Below are 19385 nucleotides of genomic sequence, written 5' to 3' on the forward strand. Positions count from 1 at the left end.
CCTTTTTGTCTGCGACGCGTTGCCTTGCCCTTATCGCGGGCATCCGCGATGCGCCTCGCGGCGCGGGCGTTGCCCCTGTGCGGGGCGGCACCTACTTTTCTTTGCAGCGGCAAAGAAAAGTAGGCAAAAGAAAGCCGCGCACACCGCCAATGCTTGACGACTACCCACGGGCCCTCAACGTCCCCATCGTTCACACCGCAATCTACCGGCCCATGTTCGTTGCCAACGCACGATCAAGCGCCTCACCTGCATCGCACATCCGAATTTCGGCTCCCGACATCGAATATCCCCGGCCCCTTTGCGGCAAACTCTGTGCAGGCATTCGCACCAACAGGAAACCCTCGCTACGCGATGCGTCTACAAATGCGGGCGGTGTCCTGTCGATACAGCGACCCACATTCACTACCGACATGCGGCGCTGAAACGTTCGATGCCCTTAGTCGTGCCACGCGTGCGTGAAGCGGGTGAGGCGTTTGGTTGGAGCGTTGGCAACGAACATGAGCGAGTGCACTGCCGCATAAAACACGGGGCCGCTGACAGCCCGTGGGTAATCGTCAAGTGCGGGCGGCGTTAGCCCGCTTTCTTTTGCCTACTTTTCTTTGCGGCGGCAAAGAAAAGTAGGTGCCGCCCCGCACAGGGGCAACGCCCGCGCCGCGAGGCGCATCGCGGATGCCCGCGAAGGGCAAGGCAACCAAACGCATCGCGGATGCCCGCGAAGGGCAAGGCAACCAAACGCATCGCGGATGCCCGCGAAGGGCGAAGCAAACCATGCTGGCGGCGAGCCAAAAACAAACCAACGCTCAATCTGCCCGGAGTACTACACTCCCCAACGGCGGCAAGATCAACGAAGCCGACTGCGGCCGTCCATGCGCCGCCACCTCCTCCGTATAGATCACACCCGCATTCCCCACATTCGATCCGCCATAAACACCCGCATCGGTATTCACGACTTCGACCCAACGCCCCGGACGCGGCATGCCGATCCGATACCCCTGCCGCGGCACCGGCGTGAAGTTGCAAACGGTAATGACCTCGCGTCCCGCGCCATCCACGCGCCGCCACGCAAAAACAGAGTTCTCCGTATCGTCGCCGACGATCCACTCGAACCCGCCTGGCTCGGAATCGAGCCGATGCAACGCAGGCTCCTCTCGATACAGCCGGTTCAAATCGCGCACCAGCCGTTGCACACCATGATGCAAGTCGTCGTCGAGCAGATGCCAATGCGGCGAGCCGTCGTGATCGAATTCGGCCATCTGCCCGAACTCGCCGCCCATGAACATCAGCTTCTTGCCCGGGTGCGTCCACATGAACGCGAAGTACGCGCGAAGATTCGCAAACTTCTGCCAGCGGTCGCCGGGCATCTTGCCGAGCAACGATCCCTTGCCATGCACGACCTCGTCATGCGAGAGCGGCAGCACGAACTTTTCGGAGTACGCATACACCATCGCGAACGTCATGTTGTGGTGATGCCATCGGCGATGGATCGGGTCCTCGTGCATGTAGTGCAGCGTGTCATGCATCCATCCCATGTTCCATTTGAACTGGAAGCCGAGTCCGCCGTCCTCCGTGCGCGCCGTCACGCCCGGCCATGCCGTCGACTCCTCCGCAATCGTGATCGCGCCATGCACGTCCGGCATATGCTGCACTTCATGATTCAGCCGCTTCAGAAACGCAATCGATTCGAGATTCTCGCGGCCGCCATAGATATTCGGCACCCATTCGCCCGCCGCGCGCGAGTAATCGCGATACAACATCGACGCCACGGCATCGACGCGCAATCCGTCGACGTGATAACGCTTGAGCCACGCAAGCGCCGATGCGATCAGGAACGCGCTGACCTCGTTGCGTCCGAGGTTGTAGATCATCGTGTTCCAGTCCTGGTGATAGCCCTCGCGCGGATCGGCGTGCTCGTAGAGCGGGGTGCCGTCGAATTGCACGAGCCCATGCGAATCGTTCGGAAAGTGCGCGGGCACCCAGTCGAGTATCACGCCGAGCCCCGCCTCGTGCGCGCGGTTCACGAAGCCCGCGAACTGCTCCGGCGTGCCGAAGCGCGCGGATGGCGCGAACTGCGACAACGGCTGATAACCCCACGATCCTCCGAACGGATGCTCGGCAATCGGCATGAACTCGATATGCGTGAAGCCCATTTCCTTTGCGTATGGAATCAGGCGGTCCGCGAGCTCGGACCAGTCGAGCCCGCGATGCCCTTCCTCGGCGATGCGCAGCCACGACTCCGCATGCACCTCGTAGATCGAGATCGCGGATTGCACCGTCTGTTTCGCGGCGCGCGTCTGCATCCAGTCGCCGTCCGTCCACGCAAAGCGCTCGACGTCATCGACATGCGCAACGATGGAGGCCGTCGCAGGCGGTTTCTCGGTCTGCATCGCGCAAGGGTCGGCCTTCAGCGGCAACGGATGGCCGTCGCGCGTCAGCATCTCGTACTTGTAGCGCGTGCCGGCGCCGATGCGCGGCACGAACAGCTCCCACACGCCCGCCTGATGACGCATCCGCATCGGATGCCGTCGGCCGTCCCATGAATTGAAGTCGCCCACCACCGAGACGCGCCGCGCATTCGGCGCCCACACGGCGAAGCGCACGCCCGGCACGCCGTCCATCGTATAAGGCCGCGAGCCGAGGCACTCGAGCACCGCATATGGATCGCCCCACGCGACGCGCTGCAGCGGCTCGTCGCCGAGCACGGGGCCGAACGAATACGTGTCCTCGATTTCCTGAACGGCACCATGCCAGTCGATCCGCAAGCGATACGGCACGGCCTCGCTGACGCGACCGGCGAACAGGCCGCCCGGATGCAGTTGCTCCAGTTCGCCGAGCAGTCTGCCGTCGTCGCGCGCGATCACCGACACGCGCGCCGCGTTAGGCAGCATCGCGCGCACGACGGCACCGGCGCTCGTGTGATGCATGCCGAGCTGCGAGAACGGATCGTGATGGCGCGCATCGACGAGCGCATCCAGGTCCACGCGATGCAGACCGGCCGCTTCAAGCTGAACGTCGTGTTGCTCACTCATAGTCACCCTCGGATGCGGCGGGAGGCGTGGAAGCGTCGTCGGGCGATTCCGGCGGCGCGCCCGTGTCGCCGAGCAGACGGCTCGTCAGCGCCGCGAGCCCGCGCACCGGCAAGCTGAGCCACGCAGGCCGGTTGGCCGCTTCATAGCGGATTTCGTAGGCTGCCTTCTCGATCAGGAACAGGTCGAGCAGCGCCTGTTCGTGCTCCGGCGCGACGAGCGGCTGCGACGCGGCTTGCGTCGCGGCACGATACTCGTCGAGGAACGCTTCGGCGGCGGCCTGGCGGAAACGGTCGAAGAGGGCGCGCTTGCGGTCGGCCGTGATTTGCGGCGCGGATTCCGTCGACGATTGCGCGGCGGCGCTCGCATACGACAGCGACCGCAACAGGCCCGCCACGTCGCGCAACGGGCTCGACTTCGCGCGGCGTTCCTCGAGTTCGCGCGCGGGCTCGCCTTCGAAGTCGATCAGGAACGCGTCGCCTTGCGACACCAGCACCTGGCCCAGATGGAAGTCGCCGTGAATGCGCGTGCGCAACGCATGCGCGTCGGGCTTGACGAGATTCGCGACGGCTTCGACGAGCATGTCCTTGCGATCGAGAATGCTGCGCCCGAGCAGCGCGCCGTCTTCCGTCAGATGCTCGACGTTTTTTTCGAGCAGTTCGAGCGCGGCCGCGAGCATCTTCTGCGTGCCGTCGATCCACGCCTGAACGTGTCCCGCGTCGGCGGGCTCGGGCGCGAACGCGGCGTTGTCGGAAGGCGTCGCGAGCGCGACGTGCAGTTCGCCCAGACGCTTGCCGATGATGCCCATATACGACGCGTAGCCTTCTATCGCTTCTTCCTCGTTCACGCGGTCCTGGCTCGCCTGATTCGGATCGCCGCTTTCGACGGCGAGCGCGAGTTCGTCGACGGAACGGCGCAGCGTGTCGAGCGCCCAGTTCCATGCATCGCCCTGGTTGTCGACGAAGCCTTGCAGAATGCACAGCGTATGCGGCACGTCCTCGGGATCGATGCGCACGACTTCGCCATACAGCGGCGCCGTGTTCGCGTAGCCGAGCTGCGTCAGATGGCGGCTCATCTCCGCTTCGGGATGCGTGCCCTTCAGCAGGCGCCGCACGAGCTTGAGCACGATCTTGTCGGCGATCACGAGCGAGCTGTTGCTCTGCTCGGCCGCGAGCCAGCGGATTTCGGGCTGGTCGCCGAGATCGAGTTCGGCGAAACGGTCCGTCGGGACGAAGTGGATCGTGCTCTTCTGCACGGTCGGCACGGCGGCGCGCTCGCGCAACTTGCGCAGCACGCCGTATGCGAATTGCGGCAGCGAGAACGCATCTGTCAGATGGCCGACATTGCGGCCGCGCCGCACGCGCGCGAGCGCGAGCTGCATGAAGAGCGGCGTCGTCGTGTCGGCGCCCCACGTGATCGCGATCGGCAGCACATAACGCTCGGTGTGCTTGCCGACATCCGCTTCGATTTCGGTGAACGCAAAACCCGCTTCTGGAATCGTCGTGAGCGCGGCGAGCCGCACTGCATGCATCTTCTGATCCTTCGATGCGAACCAGCGCCGCCGCCCGAGCCACGACGGCAGCACTTCCGATTCGAGCAGCCGCACGTTCTCGGGCGTCGGGCCCGTTTGCCCTTCGCGGATCACGATGGTCACGAAATCGGGCAGAGGTTCGGACGGCGGCTGGCTCCATGTCGGGCGGCCTCCGCCTTCGCAAAGAAGGAACCACAGGAAGCCGTATGGCGGGAACGTCAGCAGATAGGTCAACTGGCCGATCGCGGGGAACACGGAGTCCGCCGTCATCTCGATGGGCACGGCGCCGTTGAATTCGGACAAATCGAGCTCGACGGCCTGCGGCGCGCGCGACAGATTCGCGACGCACAAAATGGGCGGCTCGCCGGGCAGCTCGCGCAGATACGCGAGAATCTTGCGGTTGCTCGGCTTCAGGAAGCGGATCGTGCCGCGTCCGAACGTATGCTTCGAGCGGCGCGTCGACAACATGCGGCGCGTCCAGTTGAGCAGCGAATGCGGATCGCGGCTCTGCGCTTCCACGTTGACGGCATCGAATCCATACAGTGAGCCCATCACGGGCGGCAGTACGAGTTGTTCGGGGTCGGCGCGCGAGAAGCCGCCGTTTCTGTCGGACGACCATTGCATCGGCGTGCGCACGCCGTCGCGGTCGCCGAGGTGGATGTTGTCGCCCATGCCGAGCTCGTCGCCGTAATAGATGACGGGCGTGCCCGGCATCGACAGCAGCAGCGAGTTGATCAATTCGATGCGGCGGCGGTCGCGCTCCATCAGCGGCGCGAGACGACGGCGAATGCCGAGGTTCAGCCGCGCGCGCCTGTCGCTCGCATACGTGTTCCACAAGTAGTCGCGCTCGGAGTCCGTGACCATTTCGAGCGTGAGTTCATCGTGGTTGCGCAGGAAGATCGCCCACTGGTTCGTTTCGGCGAGATCCGGCGTCTGCTTCATGATGTCGGTGATCGGAAAGCGGTCCTCGCTCGCGATCGACATGTAGATGCGCGGCATCAGCGGGAAGTGGAACGCCATGTGGCATTCGTCTTCGTTGCCGAAGTATTCCTGCACGTCTTCCGGCCACTGGTTCGCTTCGGCGAGCAGCATCCGGTTCGGATACTCGGCGTCGATGGTCGCGCGAATCTTCTTCAGGATCGCGTGCGTCTCCGGCAGATTCTCGTTGTTCGTGCCTTCGCGTTCGACGAGATACGGCACGGCATCCAGCCGCAGACCGTCGATGCCCATGTCGAGCCAGAAGCGCATCACCTGCAGCACTTCGCGCATCACGGCGGGGTTGTCGAAGTTCAGGTCGGGCTGGTGCGAGTAGAAGCGATGCCAGTAGTACTGGCCCGCGACGGGATCGTGCGTCCAGTTCGACGGCTCCGTGTCGATGAAGATGATGCGCGTCTCTTCGTACTTCTTGTCCGTGTCGGACCACACGTAGTAGTTGCGATGATTCGAGCCGGGCTTCGCGCGGCGCGCGCGCTGGAACCACGGGTGCTGATCGGACGTGTGGTTGATGACGAGCTCGGTGATCACGCGCAGGCCGCGCGCGTGCGCTTCCTGAATGAAGCGCTTGACGTCGCTGATCGAGCCGTAATCGGGGTGCACGTTCCGGTAATCGGCGATGTCGTAGCCGTCGTCGCGGCGCGGCGACGGATAGAACGGCAGCAGCCAGATCGCGCTCACGCCGAGTTCGGCGATGTAGTCGAGCTTCGCGATCAGGCCCGGAAAATCGCCGACGCCGTCGTTGTTCGCATCGAAGAACGACTTGATGTGCACCTGATAGATGATCGCGTCCTTGTACCAGAGCGGATCGTCGGCGAGCATCGAGACCTTGCCGCGACGCGCCTTGCGTGGCTTCTGGGGCGCGGCGGCCGTCGTATCGGTGATATGCGCTTGCGACGTGCTTTCCGCGGGATCGTCACGTTTCATATCGCACCTGCAATTCGTTGATCAGAGTGTCGTTGGCTGTCGGTTCCATTTCTTCGGGAACCTCGTCGCGCGGCAGGCCGCCCGCCGGCGCGATGCGCCAGATCGAGAAAGGCCGCAAGCCGGGATTGAGCCGCACGTGTTGCCATCTGCCATGCCATTGAAACCGCTCGCCCGTCATCTGGTCGATCACGTCGATGGCTGCGTGATCGTGCAGGCCCCAGCGGTTGAACGTCGCCCACGACAGCTCCATATCGGCGCCCTGTTCGTTGTACGGATCGAGATTGATCGCGACGACGATCACGTTGTCACGCGCCTCGGTCGCTTTCTCGAAGAACAGGATGTGATCGTTGTGCGCGGGCAGGAACGTCACGTTCAGATGCGTGTGCAGCGCCGGATTCATGCGGCGGATGCGGTTCAGTTCCGTGATCTCGCCGACGATATTGCCAGGCCTGTTCCAGTCCCATGCGCGGATCTGGTACTTCTCCGAATCCAGATACTCTTCGCTGTTCGGCAGCGCGGCCGCTTCGCACAGCTCGAAGCCGCTATAGACACCCCAGAGTCCCGAGAGCATCGTCGCGAGCGCAGCGCGGATCAAAAAGCCCGGACGTCCCTGCGCCTGCAAGTGACGCGGGTTGATATCCGGCGTGTTGACGAAGAAGTTAGGCCGGAAGAATTCGCGCAAATTGGTCTGCGTGAGTTCCGTCAGATATTCGGTGAAGTCGCGCTTCGACTCGCGCCATGTGAAGTACGTGTACGACTGCGAGAAGCCGAGCTTCGCGAGCCGTGCCATCACGCGCGGGCGCGTGAATGCTTCCGAAAGAAAGATCACGTCCGGGTGACGCGAGCGCACGTCGTTGATCATCCATTCCCAGAACGGGAAGGGCTTCGTGTGCGGATTGTCGACGCGGAAAATGCGCACGCCCGCATCGATCCAGAACAGGATCACGTCGCGCAACGCGATCCACAAATCGGGCTTCGCGTCGCGCGCGTAGAAGTCCGGGTTCACGATGTCCTGATACTTCTTCGGCGGGTTTTCCGCGTAACGCAGCGTGCCGTCGGGACGCCAAGCGAACCATGTCGGATGTTGCCTGAGCCACGGGTGATCGGGCGAGCATTGAATCGCGAAATCGAGCGCGATTTCGAGGCCCTCGTCGTGCGCGGCGGCGAGCATCCGCTTGAAGTCGTCGAGCGTGCCGAGCTGCGGATGCACGGCATCGTGGCCGCCCGCTTCGCCGCCGATCGCATATGGGCTGCCGACGTCGTCCGCGTTCGCTGTCAGCGTATTGTTGCGCCCCTTGCGATTGGCGAGGCCGATGGGGTGGATCGGCGGAAAGTAGAGCACGTCGAAGCCCATGTCGCGGATGCGCGGCAGCTTCGCGATCACGTCGTCGAACGTGCCGTGACGATGCGCGTCGTCGCTCATCGAGCGCGGGAATATCTCGTACCAGCTGCCGAAGCGCGCCTGCGCGCGTTCCGCGTCGATCCGGTACACGATGGGATCGCGCGACAGGCCCGGCCGGTGACGCGCGGCCGCGAACGCCTGCGCCGTCGTCGGCGCGAGCACGATTGAGAGCCGTTCGGCCGTGCCGGCCTTCATGAATTCCTTCGTGATCGCTTCGAGCTGCTGCGGCTGCGAGCCCTCGGCCGTTTCCGCTTCGGCCAATGCGAGCGCGAACAGATGCTTCGCCTCTTCGAGTTCGAGATCGACGGGTTGATCGGCCTTCAGCTTCTTCTGCATGTGATCGACGAGCGACGCGAAATCGTCGCGCCACGCGATCACCGTGAACTCGTGCCGCCCGACGCGTTCGAGCGGAACGCGCGCTTCCCAGATGTCGTTGCCGGCGGGCTGCGCGGGCGTCATCGGCACTTCGTGCCATGCCGTTTCATCGGCGGCGCGCCAGATGACGGCGGCCGCGATCTTGTCGTGCCCTTCCGCGAACACGGCCGCCGTGACGGGCACGCGCTCGCCGACGATCCGCTTCGCCGGAAAGCGACCATGATCGACGGCGGGCGACACGCTTTCGATCGCCACGCGCGACGTCGCGATCGCATCCAGCACGCTCTTGTGTCCCGAGGTCCTGGTGTTCTGCTTGTCAATGGGCGGCGCGAGCACAACGGGCTTTTCGGCGACGGCGCGAATGAGGCGGCAGGCGCCCGGCGCGAGCGTGAAGGCGCCGAGCGGCTGCGGCGCGCTGCGCGTCTCCGTGCCGAGCGGAACGAAGCGCGTGAAGCTGCCGGGCACGCCGTCGAGAAAGCGCGCGGGATCGACATGCACGGGCATGCCGAGTTCGGGATTGATCGCGATCAGCACGGCCTCGCCTGCGTCGCGCAGATCGCGCTGATCGCCGCGCAGCAGGATCGCCGCGTGCGTGTCGGGGCCCGACAGCGCGCGCAGCTCGCCGTTCGTCTGCAACGCCCACGTGTCGCGCGAAACGGCGTTCGCGTGGCGCACGCGCTCGGAGAGATCGAAGCGCGCCGCGCCGCGCTTGCTCGCGTACTCGTCGGCGTTGCCGAGCGTGTGCGAGATCGGCTCGGCGATGCCGTACTCGAAGCCCATCGGCATCAGCCAGCCGGTGCCCGTCGATGCCGCCGTCAGCAGCGCGCGCCGGTACGCGCGCTCGACGATGGCCGAGTCGTGCACGTCCGAGAGGTCGGCGGCGAGCCGGGTGCCGTACGGCGCTTCGGGAAAGGCGACGGGCGAGCCGACGCGCATCAGTACTGCGTGCTCGTCGAAGAGCCACGGCGCGCGGAAGTCCCACCAGCGCGACGACGTGAACACGGCATCGAAGCCCACGCCTTCGAGCGCCGCGATGTCCGCGCGCGCGAGGCCGGGCGTTGCGGCGAGAAAGCGCGTCGACGGATGGTGCGACGAGCGCACGGCATGTTCGAGACGCCGCCATGCGAACGCGGGCACGCGATGCGGCGAATCGAAACGGAAGCCGCCGATGCCCGTTTCCGCGAGCGCATCGAGCGTATGCGCCCACCAGTCGATCAGCGGCGCGGCGGCCTGCTCGTTGCTCAAGTTCGCATACGCGACGTTGTCTTCATGGCGCGCGTGACGCGGATCGAGCCGCGCTTCTTCCGGCTCGAACGGATGAAACCAGTCGCGATGCTGATGATAGAGCTGGCCATCGGCGGCCGCGCGATCGATCACGAGATCGACGAGCAACGTCAGCCCATGCTGGCTCGCGGACTCGGCGAGACGGTGCAGCACGTCGGGCGCGGATTGATCGGTGGCGAAAGCGGGATGCAGCCGCGCATGATCGCTGACGATCTGCGCGTGCCCCGCCTGTCCCGGCTGAAACAGTCCGCCGATCAGCACATGATCGAAACCGAGCGCGGCGGCATGTTCGAACTGCGCGGGCCACGCATCCAGCCGTCCGACGAGGGGGGAATGAACAAAGTAGATCCGCGGCGCATAAGCGTGAGGAGCTTCCATCGGTCGTTTCCAGATTCGTCCTGCTTTGCGGCGTGGATGCACATTCGTACGATCACGACCGCCTATTAGGCTTCAGAGCCGGATGCCGCGCGATGCGTCCTGCGACGGCGCGTATTGCTCAATGTAGTGCATTGAGCGAAATGCCGCGCGCCAGTTCAAAGCGTCCGATTCGGACTGGCCGATCTGAACGGAATGCGTGTGATGTCGTCGGTCCGGCACGCGTCGGCAGGCGGTAAAGGAGCAAGCGCTATGCCAGAAAGCGGCGCAGAGCAGGCGTGACTGGCAGCGCGACGTGCGCGAGCACGATGGCTGGCGTGGGCGCATAGGGTCCGTTGAAACAAGGCGCTCGCATCGGCGTTGATATGAATGGCGATGCGAGGCTCGACGGGCGGACGTGTAAATCGGGCGTGTCGTGCGCCGGCTGTTACACGGCAAGCTGTTTCGGCATCGCCGCCCGGATGCGCGGCGGCCCGGCGCGGCATGCGAAGCGCGAAGCGTCGGGCACCAGGCGCCGCTGCCGCGAGCATGCGGCTACGAGCCGAGCAGTCCCGCCGCCATGTTGATGCACAGCCCGAGCACGGCCACGTTGAAGTAGAACGACAGCACCGATTGCGCGAGCGTCGCTCGGCGTACGTCTCGCGAACGCAGCACGACGTCCGATGTCTGCGACGCGACGGCGATCGTGAACGAGAAGTACAGGAAGTCCCAATAGTTCGGATCGAGCTTGTGATCGGGAAACTTCAGTGCCGTTTCCTGCTTGTCGGTTGCGAAATGCAGGCGCGCGTAGTGCAGCGTGAAGATGGTCGGTATCAGGAACCACGCGCCCATCAGCGTGACGCCCGTCACGACGTAGTGCGACAGGCCGATGCCCGGCGCGCCGGAGCCGCCTTTCGATGACGCCAGCTCCAGCACGATCGCCGCGATGCTCGCCACCGTCGCGAGACAGATGATGGACAGCACGACCGTCGCGTTCTCGTCCTCGCGCTGCGCGATTTCGCGCACGCGGTCGTGACCGGCGCGCGCCATCTCGATCCACATCAGCGCGAGATAGGTCCATACGGCGACGTCCCACGAGAGGAGCACGCGGATCATCGGGCGCATCTGCATACCCGCGAGCAGCGCGCCGAACAGCACGCCGACAAGCAGGCCCGCCATCATGCGCGGGCGGTTGCGTAATACCTGCGGATAGACGTTCATGGGCGCGCGCTCCTGGCAGGATGTTGTGACGAAGGCATGTCGCGAAGCGATGCCAATGGTTGCGGCGATTCTACGTTTGCATGCAGCATGATTTGTCGAAAAGGGTAGCTGGACGTTATAGTTTTCCCGCAGTTTTGCTCAATGGCCTTGCATGCGGCTTTCACGAAGTGCGTTGCCTTGTCCCGGGGCGCAAAGGAAGCACGAAGCTGAACGCTAGAAGCACGCAACGCGCCGTCGAGGTCGATCGCGATCGGGCATCGCCGGAACTACCGGATGGGCAACGCAATTGCTGGCGCCGCGCCGGACGGTTCTCGATCGAAGCGCTCGCATGCGCCCGACTCGCCGGACTATTAGAGACCGCAAGACAGCGGCGAAAGACCAGCAAGATCAGTATTGGGGTGGACGCACGGCGTGCTCGCAGGGTTCGGCTATTGGCCGAACGGCGCACGCCCGTCGAACGATAAACATCATCTGGAGCCCCCAATGACAGATGTTGAACGACACGCCGCGCTCACGGACGGCGCACACGCCGGCGAGGCGGTTCATGAGGCGGCTCAAGCGGCGGGCATCGGCGGCGCGCACGGCGGTGCCCGTCTCCGCCCGGGTTCGTCTTCTGATTTCATCGCGCGCTCGCCGCGCCGTCGCGCGTGGATGCTCGGTGCGCTCGCATCGGCGGCAGGCTTTGCGTTTTCGTCGGCGGCGAGCCATCGCGCCGCGCGCGGCATCGGTCGCATTGCGGGCCTTGCGAGCCTTTCGCACCTTGCGGGCATCTCGCCTGCCTTCGCCGATACGCTGCCCGCGGGCGGCGGCTTCGATGCGTTCATCGCGCTGTCGGGCAAGCTCACGGGGCGCACGAGCTTCGATCCCGTGCTCGGCAAGCGCGCTTACGAAGCGTTGTCCAAGTCAGACAGCCAGCTCGCGCAGAACGTCGCGGCGCTCAACGCGTGGCTGCAAACCCATGGCGGCGTGCCGTCGGATATCGTCACGCAGGCATTGCAGGCCGAACAGCCGAATCTCGCGAAGACCGTCAGCGCAATCACGCGAGCGTGGTATCTGGGGCTCGTCGGCGATTCGCCGAACGTTCAGGTGATCGCGTATGAAAGCGCACTGATGTTCGAGCCCGTTAAGGACATCCTGACTATTCCGTCGTATTGCCGCGACGTGCCGTTTTACTGGACCCGGAAGCCCGCGAATGCGTGAGCGCTGCGCATGCAGCGTCACCTGTTCGTCTCGCACGCCGCTCGCCTTCGAGGCGCGCGGCGGGGCTCCCGGACGGGTTGCCACACCCGTGAACAACACATAAGCCTGCGGATCAAGCCAGCCGTGGAAGGCAAAGAAGGCAAACAAGAGGGCAAGGATGGCAAACGCAAATTCCGCCGACGTCGTCGTAGTCGGCTCGGGCGTGGCGGGCGGTCTCGTCGCGCATCAGATGGCGCTCGCGGGCGCGTCGGTGATTCTGCTCGAAGCCGGTCCGCGTCTGCAGCGCGGGCAGATCGTCGAGAACTTTCGCAATTCGCCCGCGAAACTGGACTTCGCGACGCCGTATCCGTCGACGCCTTATGCGCCGCATCCCCAGTACTCGCCCGCCAACGACTATCTGATCCAGAAGGGCGACTATCCGTATAACTCGCAGTATCTGCGGCTGGTCGGCGGCACCACCTGGCACTGGGCCGCCGCGACGTGGCGTCTGCTGCCATCGGATTTCGAACTGAAGCAGCGGTACGGCGTGGGCCGCGACTGGCCGTATCCGTATGAAACGCTCGAGCCGTGGTACTACGCGGCCGAGGTGCAACTGGGCGTGTCCGGGCCGGACCCGTCGATCGATCTCGGCTCGCCACGCTCGAAGCCGTATCCGATGGCGGGCCTGCCGCTGTCGTACATGGACCAGCGCTTCTCCGACGTGCTGAACGCGAACGGCTTCAAGGTCGTGCCCGAGCCCGTCGCGCGCAACAGCCGTCCGTACGACGCGCGGCCCACCTGCTGCGGCAACAATAACTGCATGCCGATCTGTCCTATCGGCGCGATGTACAACGGCATCGTGCATGCCAGCAAGGCCGAGCGCGCGGGCGCGAAGCTGATTGCGCAAGCCGTCGTCTACCGGATCGAAGCGGACGACAAGGGGCTTGTCACGGCTGTCCACTACAAGGACCCGAACGGCAACAGCACGCGCGTCACCGGCAAGCTGTTCGTGCTCGCCGCGAACGGCATCGAGACGCCGAAGCTGATGCTGATGTCGACGTCCGACAAGTTCGCGCACGGCATCGGCAACAGCTCCGATCAGGTCGGCCGCAATCTGATGGACCATCCGGGCACGGGCATCGCCTTTCTTGCGAACGAGTCGCTGTGGCCGGGGCGCGGGCCGATGGAGATGACGTCGGTGGTGAACTTCCGCGACGGCGCGTTCCGCTCGGACTATGCGGCGAAGAAACTGCATGTGTCGAACGGCGTGCCGACGATTGCGATCACGTCGGCGCTGCTCAGACAGGGCCTGACGGGCGCCGAACTCGACCGGCAGATTCGCGACCGCGCGTCGCGCCTCGTCGTCATCAACAGCTTCCACGAGCATCTGCCCGAGCCGCAGAACCGCGTCGTGCCTTCCGCCGATCACAAGGACGCGCTCGGCATCGCGCAGCCCGAGATCTGCTACTCGATCAACGACTACGTGAAGAAAAGCGCCGCGCACACGCACGAACTGTATGCGCAGATAGCGGGGCTGTTCGGCGGCACGGAGGTGTCGTTCGACGATACGTTCGCGCCGAACAATCACATCATGGGCACGACGATCATGGGCAGCGATGCCGCCGATTCCGTCGTCGATCCCGACTGCCGCACACACGATCATCCGAACCTGTTCCTCGCGGGCAGCGGCGTGATGCCGGGCGCAGGATCCGTGAACTGCACGCTGACGATCGCGGCGCTGTCGCTGAAGCTTGCCGACAAGCTCAAGCGCGAACTCTGACCCAACGCACGAAGACACATGATGAACCAGCACATGTCCCGCGCGCGCAAGCCAGGCGAACGCACCGGCAACCTGGACGCGACGGTCTTTGCGGGCAGCCGGCGCGCGGCGCTCGAAAGCCGTCGCCGGATCTGGAAGATGGCGGCGCTCGCCGCGGCGTTCGCGCTGTTCGCGCTGTATCTCGCGTGGCTCGAAGTGTACGACGCGGTCCCGCGTCACAACGATGAATCGCCGCTTGCGGAAGCCATCGCGCAAGGCGCTGCGCTCAGTCCTGGCGTTGCTCCGCCCGTTGCTCCCGCCGGCAACGCGAGCTTCGGCGCCGATCTCGTGAAGCGCGGCGAGTACCTTGCGCGCGTCGGCGACTGCATCGCGTGCCACACGTCGGACACGGGCCGTCCGTTCGCGGGCGGCCTCGCGATGCATACGCCGTTCGGCACGATCTACACGCCGAACATCACGCCCGACGCGGACACGGGCATCGGCCACTGGACAGACGCCGACTTCATGCGCGCGATGCACGAAGGCATCGGCAAGGAAGGCGAGCGGCTCTATCCGGCGTTCCCGTATGTCGAGTACACGAAAGTCACCGAGCTGGATGTGCAGGCGATTCGCGCGTATCTGAACACGGTGGCGCCCGTCCATTACACGCCGCCCGCGAACAGCCTGAGCTTTCCGTTCAACCTGCGGTGGCTGATGTTCTTCTGGAATCTGCTGAACTTCGACGACGGCCGCTTCGTGCCCGACCCGAAGCAAAGCGCCGAATGGAATCGCGGCGCGTATCTGGTGCAGGGGCTCGCGCACTGCGAGGAGTGCCATACGCCGCGCAACTTCACGCAAGGGCTCAAGACGAGCGAACGATTCTCAGGTGCGATCCTGGCCGGCTGGCACGCGTACAACATCACGCCGCACAAGACGAGCGGGATCGGCGAATGGACGGATCAGGATGTGATCGGCTATCTGTCGACGGGCGTTGCGCCCGGCCTCGCGAATGCGGCGGGGCCGATGGCCGACGTGGTCGCGGACAGCACGCAGTATCTGGACCGGGAAGACTTGCGTTCGATTGCGACGTATCTGCGCGCCATCAAGCCCGTCGACACGGGCGAGTCGCGCGCGCGGGCCGGATGGGGCGCGCCGGCGAGCGACGTCGTCGCGTTGCGCGGCACGAAGACGAACGGCGTGAACGGCGCGCAACTCTTTCTCGCGAACTGCGCGACGTGTCACAACTGGACGGGCGAGGGCGTCGGCGCGAGCGCGCCGGGCGCGTATCCGTCGCTGATCCATAACACGGTGTCGGGCGCGAGCGACGCGAACAATCTCGCGATGGTGATCCTGCACGGCGTGAGCCGCAGGACCCAGGCCGCCGATGCGCTGATGCCGGCATTCGACCGCGATCTGAGCGACGAGCAGATCGCCGCGATCACGAATTACGTGACGAAGCGGTTTGGGAATCCGCAATCGACCGTCAGCGTCGAGCAGATCGGCACGCTGCGTGCGACACCGCAGTGACGGCATGAAGTGCGAGTAGTGCGAGTAGTGCGGGTAGTGCGGGTAGTGCGGGTAGTGCCAGTGGGCCAGTGGTGCCAGTACTGCCAGTAGTGCCAGTAGTGCCGGTAGTGCCGGTAGTGCCAGTAGTGCCGGTAGTGCCGGTAGTGCCGGTAGTGCCGGTAGTGCCGGTAGTGCGACTGCGACGCAGCCGCGCGGCGCGCGGCGCGCGAATCCCGCTACGACGTCCGTCGCGTGTCTTGCCGACGACAGGCGATAGGCGCACGAACGCGGGATGCCGCGCATACAGTGCTTGCATGCTCGCACTATCATTGCGTCATGGACTCCACACTTGTCACCACCGTCCAACATCACGACGTCAATCGCAATGGACGCGATTTCGTGGTCGGCGATCTGCATGGCTGCGTCGATGCGTTGCGCTTTCTGCTGCGCGAGATCGAATTCGATCCGTCGCGCGACCGGCTGTTCTCAGTCGGCGATCTGGTCGATCGCGGCACCCAATCGGAAGAGGCGCTCGCGCTGCTCGACAAGCCGTGGTTCTACGCTGTCCTCGGCAATCACGAGGACGCGCTGTGCGCCGTCGCTGAAGGCAGGCTGAAGAAGCAGTGGTGGTACGGCATCGGCGGCTTGTGGAGCGCGCATGTGCCGATGGAGCGGTTGCGCGCGTATGCGCAGCGTCTGCGCGCGCTGCCGCTCGTGCGCGTGATCGGCTCGGGCAGCGACCGCTTCAACCTGCTGCACGCTGAGTTTCTCGGCACCGACGCCGAACTCGACGCAAACCATTTCTCCGACGAGACTCGCCAGCAACTGCTGTGGGGCCGCAGCCTCGCGATGGGCACGTCCGATCCGGCGAGCCAGCGTGGCCTGTCGCTGACGTATTGCGGGCATACGCCCGTGCGCGAGGTGCAGCAGTTCGGCGCACAGGTGTTCATCGACACGGGCGCGTTCGGGCCGGGCGGCAAGCTGACGATCGTCGAAGCGCGCACGACGACGCGCTGGTCGGTCACGGTCGATCTGGCGCGCTCGGCCGGGGCTTCGGCGCTCGCGTTGCCGTAGACGCCCGCCCCGTCGAAGCCCATGCCGTACACGGCCGTGCCGTATGCATCAGCCGACCCTGTATCAGCCGACCCGGCTTAGCTCGAACACCATATCGACGGTGCTGCCGTTCCAGTTGTATTCCAGATACGCCGCGTGATGACAGTCGCGCAGCAGCATCGTCCTGAACGCGGCGAGACATTCGCCTCCCGCGTCCCGCACCGACGGATACACGATACCCGGCGCGCCCGCCTCGCGGATCGCGCGGCCGAGCACCTGGCCGGGCGCGTAGTCGTTCGGCGACAGCACCGATGCTTCGGCTGAATCCATGTCCCGCAGATCGACGACATCGCCCTGCGCGATCACCGTGTAGAGCCGCATCTGCTGGCGCATCGGCGGCTCCTGGGTCGCGGCGAGAAAGAGCCCCGAGTGATAGCGCGTCTCCGCGATCGCCGTTTCGCGCGAGCGCGCGCAGTAGAACACGCCATACGTGCCGTCGGAAAAACGGCTGCCCTGCGGGTTCAGATGCGTGAGTGCGGCCATGATCGGCCCGTAGCCGGGGCCGAAGCGCCGTTCGTCGCGCGGCACGAGATCGAGATCGCCGATTTCCGTGCGCACGCGGTCGTTGGTCAGCGCTTCGAGCGCGTAGAGCGCGTCGAAGTCTTCGGGCGATGCGACACGGTCGAACAGGTTGACGGCGGGAAAGCGAGTCGGAATCACGCGGTACGCGGGCGTCCAGGCGAGCGATGCCACGCGCCAGCGGTCTTGCCATTGCGGTTCTGTCACGCCCAGCCGCCTCGCATTGCGTCGAGATACTGGCGCACGGCGACGAGGTCGCTGATATTGCCGGCGAGCATGCGGTCGAGCGCGCGGCGGCCGCCGAACGGCGGCGCGCTGTTAGGGCGCTTGATCCACGCATCGGCGGCGGCAGGCTGCGGCAGCAGGATTTGCAGCGACTTGTAGATGCCGAGCAGAAGGGACAGCCGCTCCAGTGTGTCGCGGGCGAGGCGCGCCGTTTGCGGCGAGTTTTTCCACTTGAAGAACGTCGAGCGGCCGGGCGAGCCGAGCAGAGTGATTTGCTCGTCGGCGCTCAATTCCCAGTCGCGCGCAATGTTGAAGAACGCGCGCAGACCGGCGGCGGACATGTCCGCCACCGAAGGTTCGGCGGGCGGTCGTCGCAGCGGTCGTTCGGCGCTCGAGATGTGGGCGGCGGAAGACATGATGGAGTCCTGATTTGAACGTTTTATAGATATTAGTCCATATGTGGATTAATGCAAGTCCGCGTGTATAATCCGCGCCACGAGTTTTTGCGCGGAGGCGGCGGTGTCGTTCGGATTCAGAGCGGGAGTGGCGGTCGGTTTGCTGTGCGCGTCGATGGCGGCGTGCGCCGAATACAAGGAAGTGTGGAATCCGCCCGAAGCCGCGCCGGGCGCGCAGCACGTCGCGCAGTCGAAGCACGCGGCGCCCGCCGGTGCTGGCGCGGCGAAGAATGCGCATCGACATGCGGCTGCGCCGCGCGCGAAAGTTACAGCCGCTAAGCCGGGCGCGAAAATGCCGCCGAAAAAGGCCGGTAGCGTGACTGCCGACGTTGGTGTGAAAACGGCGCACGCGGGCGGAGCGCGCGTAGCGGCGCGCGAGGCACAAGTCCAGGCGCACGCCCAAGCACAAACCTCAGCACACGCCCCAGCACAAACCCACGCCAACGCCCAGGCCCAAGCTGCGCGCGCAAACCCTGCCGTCGCCGTGGCCACGCCCAGGCCCGAGCCCTCGCAAACAGCCGACGTTCCAGCGACTCAAGCCAACGGCGGCGGCGCGATGCCACGCGAGCTTCCACCCATCCTCAAATAAGCATCATTGGGCGGTCAGCCCGTTCGTCACGATCCGCAGCGTCTCCGCCGAGCGCGCGTCGCGTACCCGCGAGTGCAGCGTCACGCGCGATTCCGGCAGCGGCGGCAAGCCGAGACGCGCACCCGAATCGACGAGACCGCGCGGCGCGACGCGCCTCGCGAGCGGCGACACTGCGAGCCCCGCTGCTGCCGCCGCGCCCACGGCAGGCACCCCGCCGCCGACGAACGCCTCCCGCCACGCGATGCCCGCGCCATCGAGCGTGCGCAACGCGACCGAGCGTACGTTGCACGGCGCGGCAAGCAGCGCGAGCGGGAGCGGTTCGCCCGCGCGCGGCAGCCATTCGGGCGCCGCGAGCCAGGACAGCGGCTCCGTGAAAAGCAACTGGCCGTCCTCGCGCGGCATGTCGTCGGGCTCGGCGCGCACGACCACGGCGTCAAGCCGCCTCTCGTCGTACTGCTGAAGCAGCGCCGCCGACATTCCCATATGCAGTTCCAGCACGAGCCCCGGATCGTGCGCATTGACGCGCACGAGCATCCCCGCGAGATCGATGCCCGCCACATGTTCGCTCAACCCCAACGCAAGACGCCGCCGGTCCACGGACAGCGAGCCGAGCGCCCGATCGTGCGCCGTCAGCAGATCGCGCGCGCCTTCGACGAACGCCTCGCCATCCGCCGATAGCCGCACGACGCGCGGCGTGCGCTCCAGCAACTGCTTGCCGACATGCGCTTCCAGCCGCTTCAGCTTGAGGCTGACGGCGGATTGCGTGGTGTCGAGCGCATCCGCGGCGCGCGTGAAGCTGCGCAAATCGGCGACGAGAACGAAGGCGCGCACGGCGTCGAGATCGAGTACTTTCATTTCAAAGGTAAATGGATGAAATATCGATGCATGTCTGTTCATTATGATAGGCGCGATCTAAGCTGAATGCACCTT

At 65.3% G+C, this 19385-nt stretch carries 11 protein-coding genes; 4 read left to right on the plus strand and 7 right to left on the minus strand.

Annotated elements, in window-relative coordinates:
- Nucleotides 1-800: 800 nt before the first annotated feature.
- The 4 genes from glgB to AABE10_RS03135 form a co-directional block, all read right to left on the minus strand.
- Entirely contained in the window at nt 801-3026 is a 2226-nt protein-coding gene (gene glgB, locus AABE10_RS03120; RefSeq protein ID WP_342931815.1) for a 1,4-alpha-glucan branching protein GlgB, read from the minus strand.
- Nucleotides 3019-6474, minus strand: coding sequence for a maltose alpha-D-glucosyltransferase (gene treS, locus AABE10_RS03125; RefSeq protein ID WP_342931816.1), 3456 nt, complete (start codon nt 6472-6474; stop codon nt 3019-3021). Before treS ends, glgB begins: the two co-directional genes overlap by 8 nt.
- A complete protein-coding gene (locus tag AABE10_RS03130) occupies nt 6464-9913 on the minus strand; it encodes a maltotransferase domain-containing protein (protein WP_342931817.1) in 3450 nt (1149 codons plus the stop codon). The genes treS and AABE10_RS03130 overlap by 11 nt, the downstream gene beginning before the upstream one ends.
- 531 nt (nt 9914-10444) lie before the next feature.
- Nucleotides 10445-11110, minus strand: a complete 666-nt coding sequence (locus AABE10_RS03135; protein ID WP_342931818.1) for a DUF1345 domain-containing protein — start codon at nt 11108-11110, stop codon at nt 10445-10447.
- Nucleotides 11111-11593: 483 nt separating this feature from the next.
- Here AABE10_RS03135 and AABE10_RS03140 point away from each other — a divergent pair, with 483 nt between their 5' ends.
- The 4 genes from AABE10_RS03140 to AABE10_RS03155 all read left to right on the plus strand — a co-directional run bounded on the left by AABE10_RS03140 (nt 11594) and on the right by AABE10_RS03155 (nt 16628).
- Nucleotides 11594-12310, plus strand: a complete 717-nt coding sequence (locus AABE10_RS03140) for a sugar dehydrogenase complex small subunit (RefSeq protein ID WP_428983252.1) — start codon at nt 11594-11596, stop codon at nt 12308-12310.
- Nucleotides 12311-12467: 157 nt separating this feature from the next.
- A complete protein-coding gene (locus tag AABE10_RS03145; RefSeq protein ID WP_342931819.1) occupies nt 12468-14069 on the plus strand; it encodes a GMC family oxidoreductase in 1602 nt (533 codons plus the stop codon).
- An 18-nt stretch (nt 14070-14087) separates the two neighbouring features.
- The gene (locus AABE10_RS03150; RefSeq protein ID WP_342931820.1) at nt 14088-15575 is read left to right on the plus strand and encodes a cytochrome c; all 1488 of its coding nucleotides are present in this window, start codon (nt 14088-14090) and stop codon (nt 15573-15575) included.
- Nucleotides 15576-15890: 315 nt separating this feature from the next.
- Nucleotides 15891-16628: a metallophosphoesterase gene (locus tag AABE10_RS03155; RefSeq protein ID WP_342931821.1), complete on the plus strand. Its 738-nt coding sequence runs from the start codon at nt 15891-15893 to the stop codon at nt 16626-16628.
- 63 nt (nt 16629-16691) lie between these two features.
- Here the strand turns inward: AABE10_RS03155 and AABE10_RS03160 are convergent, their stop codons facing one another.
- The 3 genes from AABE10_RS03160 to AABE10_RS03170 form a co-directional block, all read right to left on the minus strand.
- Nucleotides 16692-17393, minus strand: a complete 702-nt coding sequence (locus AABE10_RS03160) for an RES family NAD+ phosphorylase (RefSeq protein WP_342931822.1) — start codon at nt 17391-17393, stop codon at nt 16692-16694.
- Nucleotides 17390-17827: an MbcA/ParS/Xre antitoxin family protein gene (locus tag AABE10_RS03165; protein WP_342931823.1), complete on the minus strand. Its 438-nt coding sequence runs from the start codon at nt 17825-17827 to the stop codon at nt 17390-17392. Before AABE10_RS03165 ends, AABE10_RS03160 begins: the two co-directional genes overlap by 4 nt.
- Nucleotides 17828-18458: 631 nt before the next feature.
- Complete coding sequence (locus tag AABE10_RS03170) at nt 18459-19310, minus strand: LysR family transcriptional regulator (protein WP_342931824.1); 852 nt, start codon at nt 19308-19310, stop codon at nt 18459-18461.
- Nucleotides 19311-19385 lie beyond the last annotated feature (75 nt).

The organism is Paraburkholderia diazotrophica (assembly GCF_038900755.1).
GTDB lineage: Bacteria > Pseudomonadota > Gammaproteobacteria > Burkholderiales > Burkholderiaceae > Paraburkholderia > Paraburkholderia diazotrophica_A.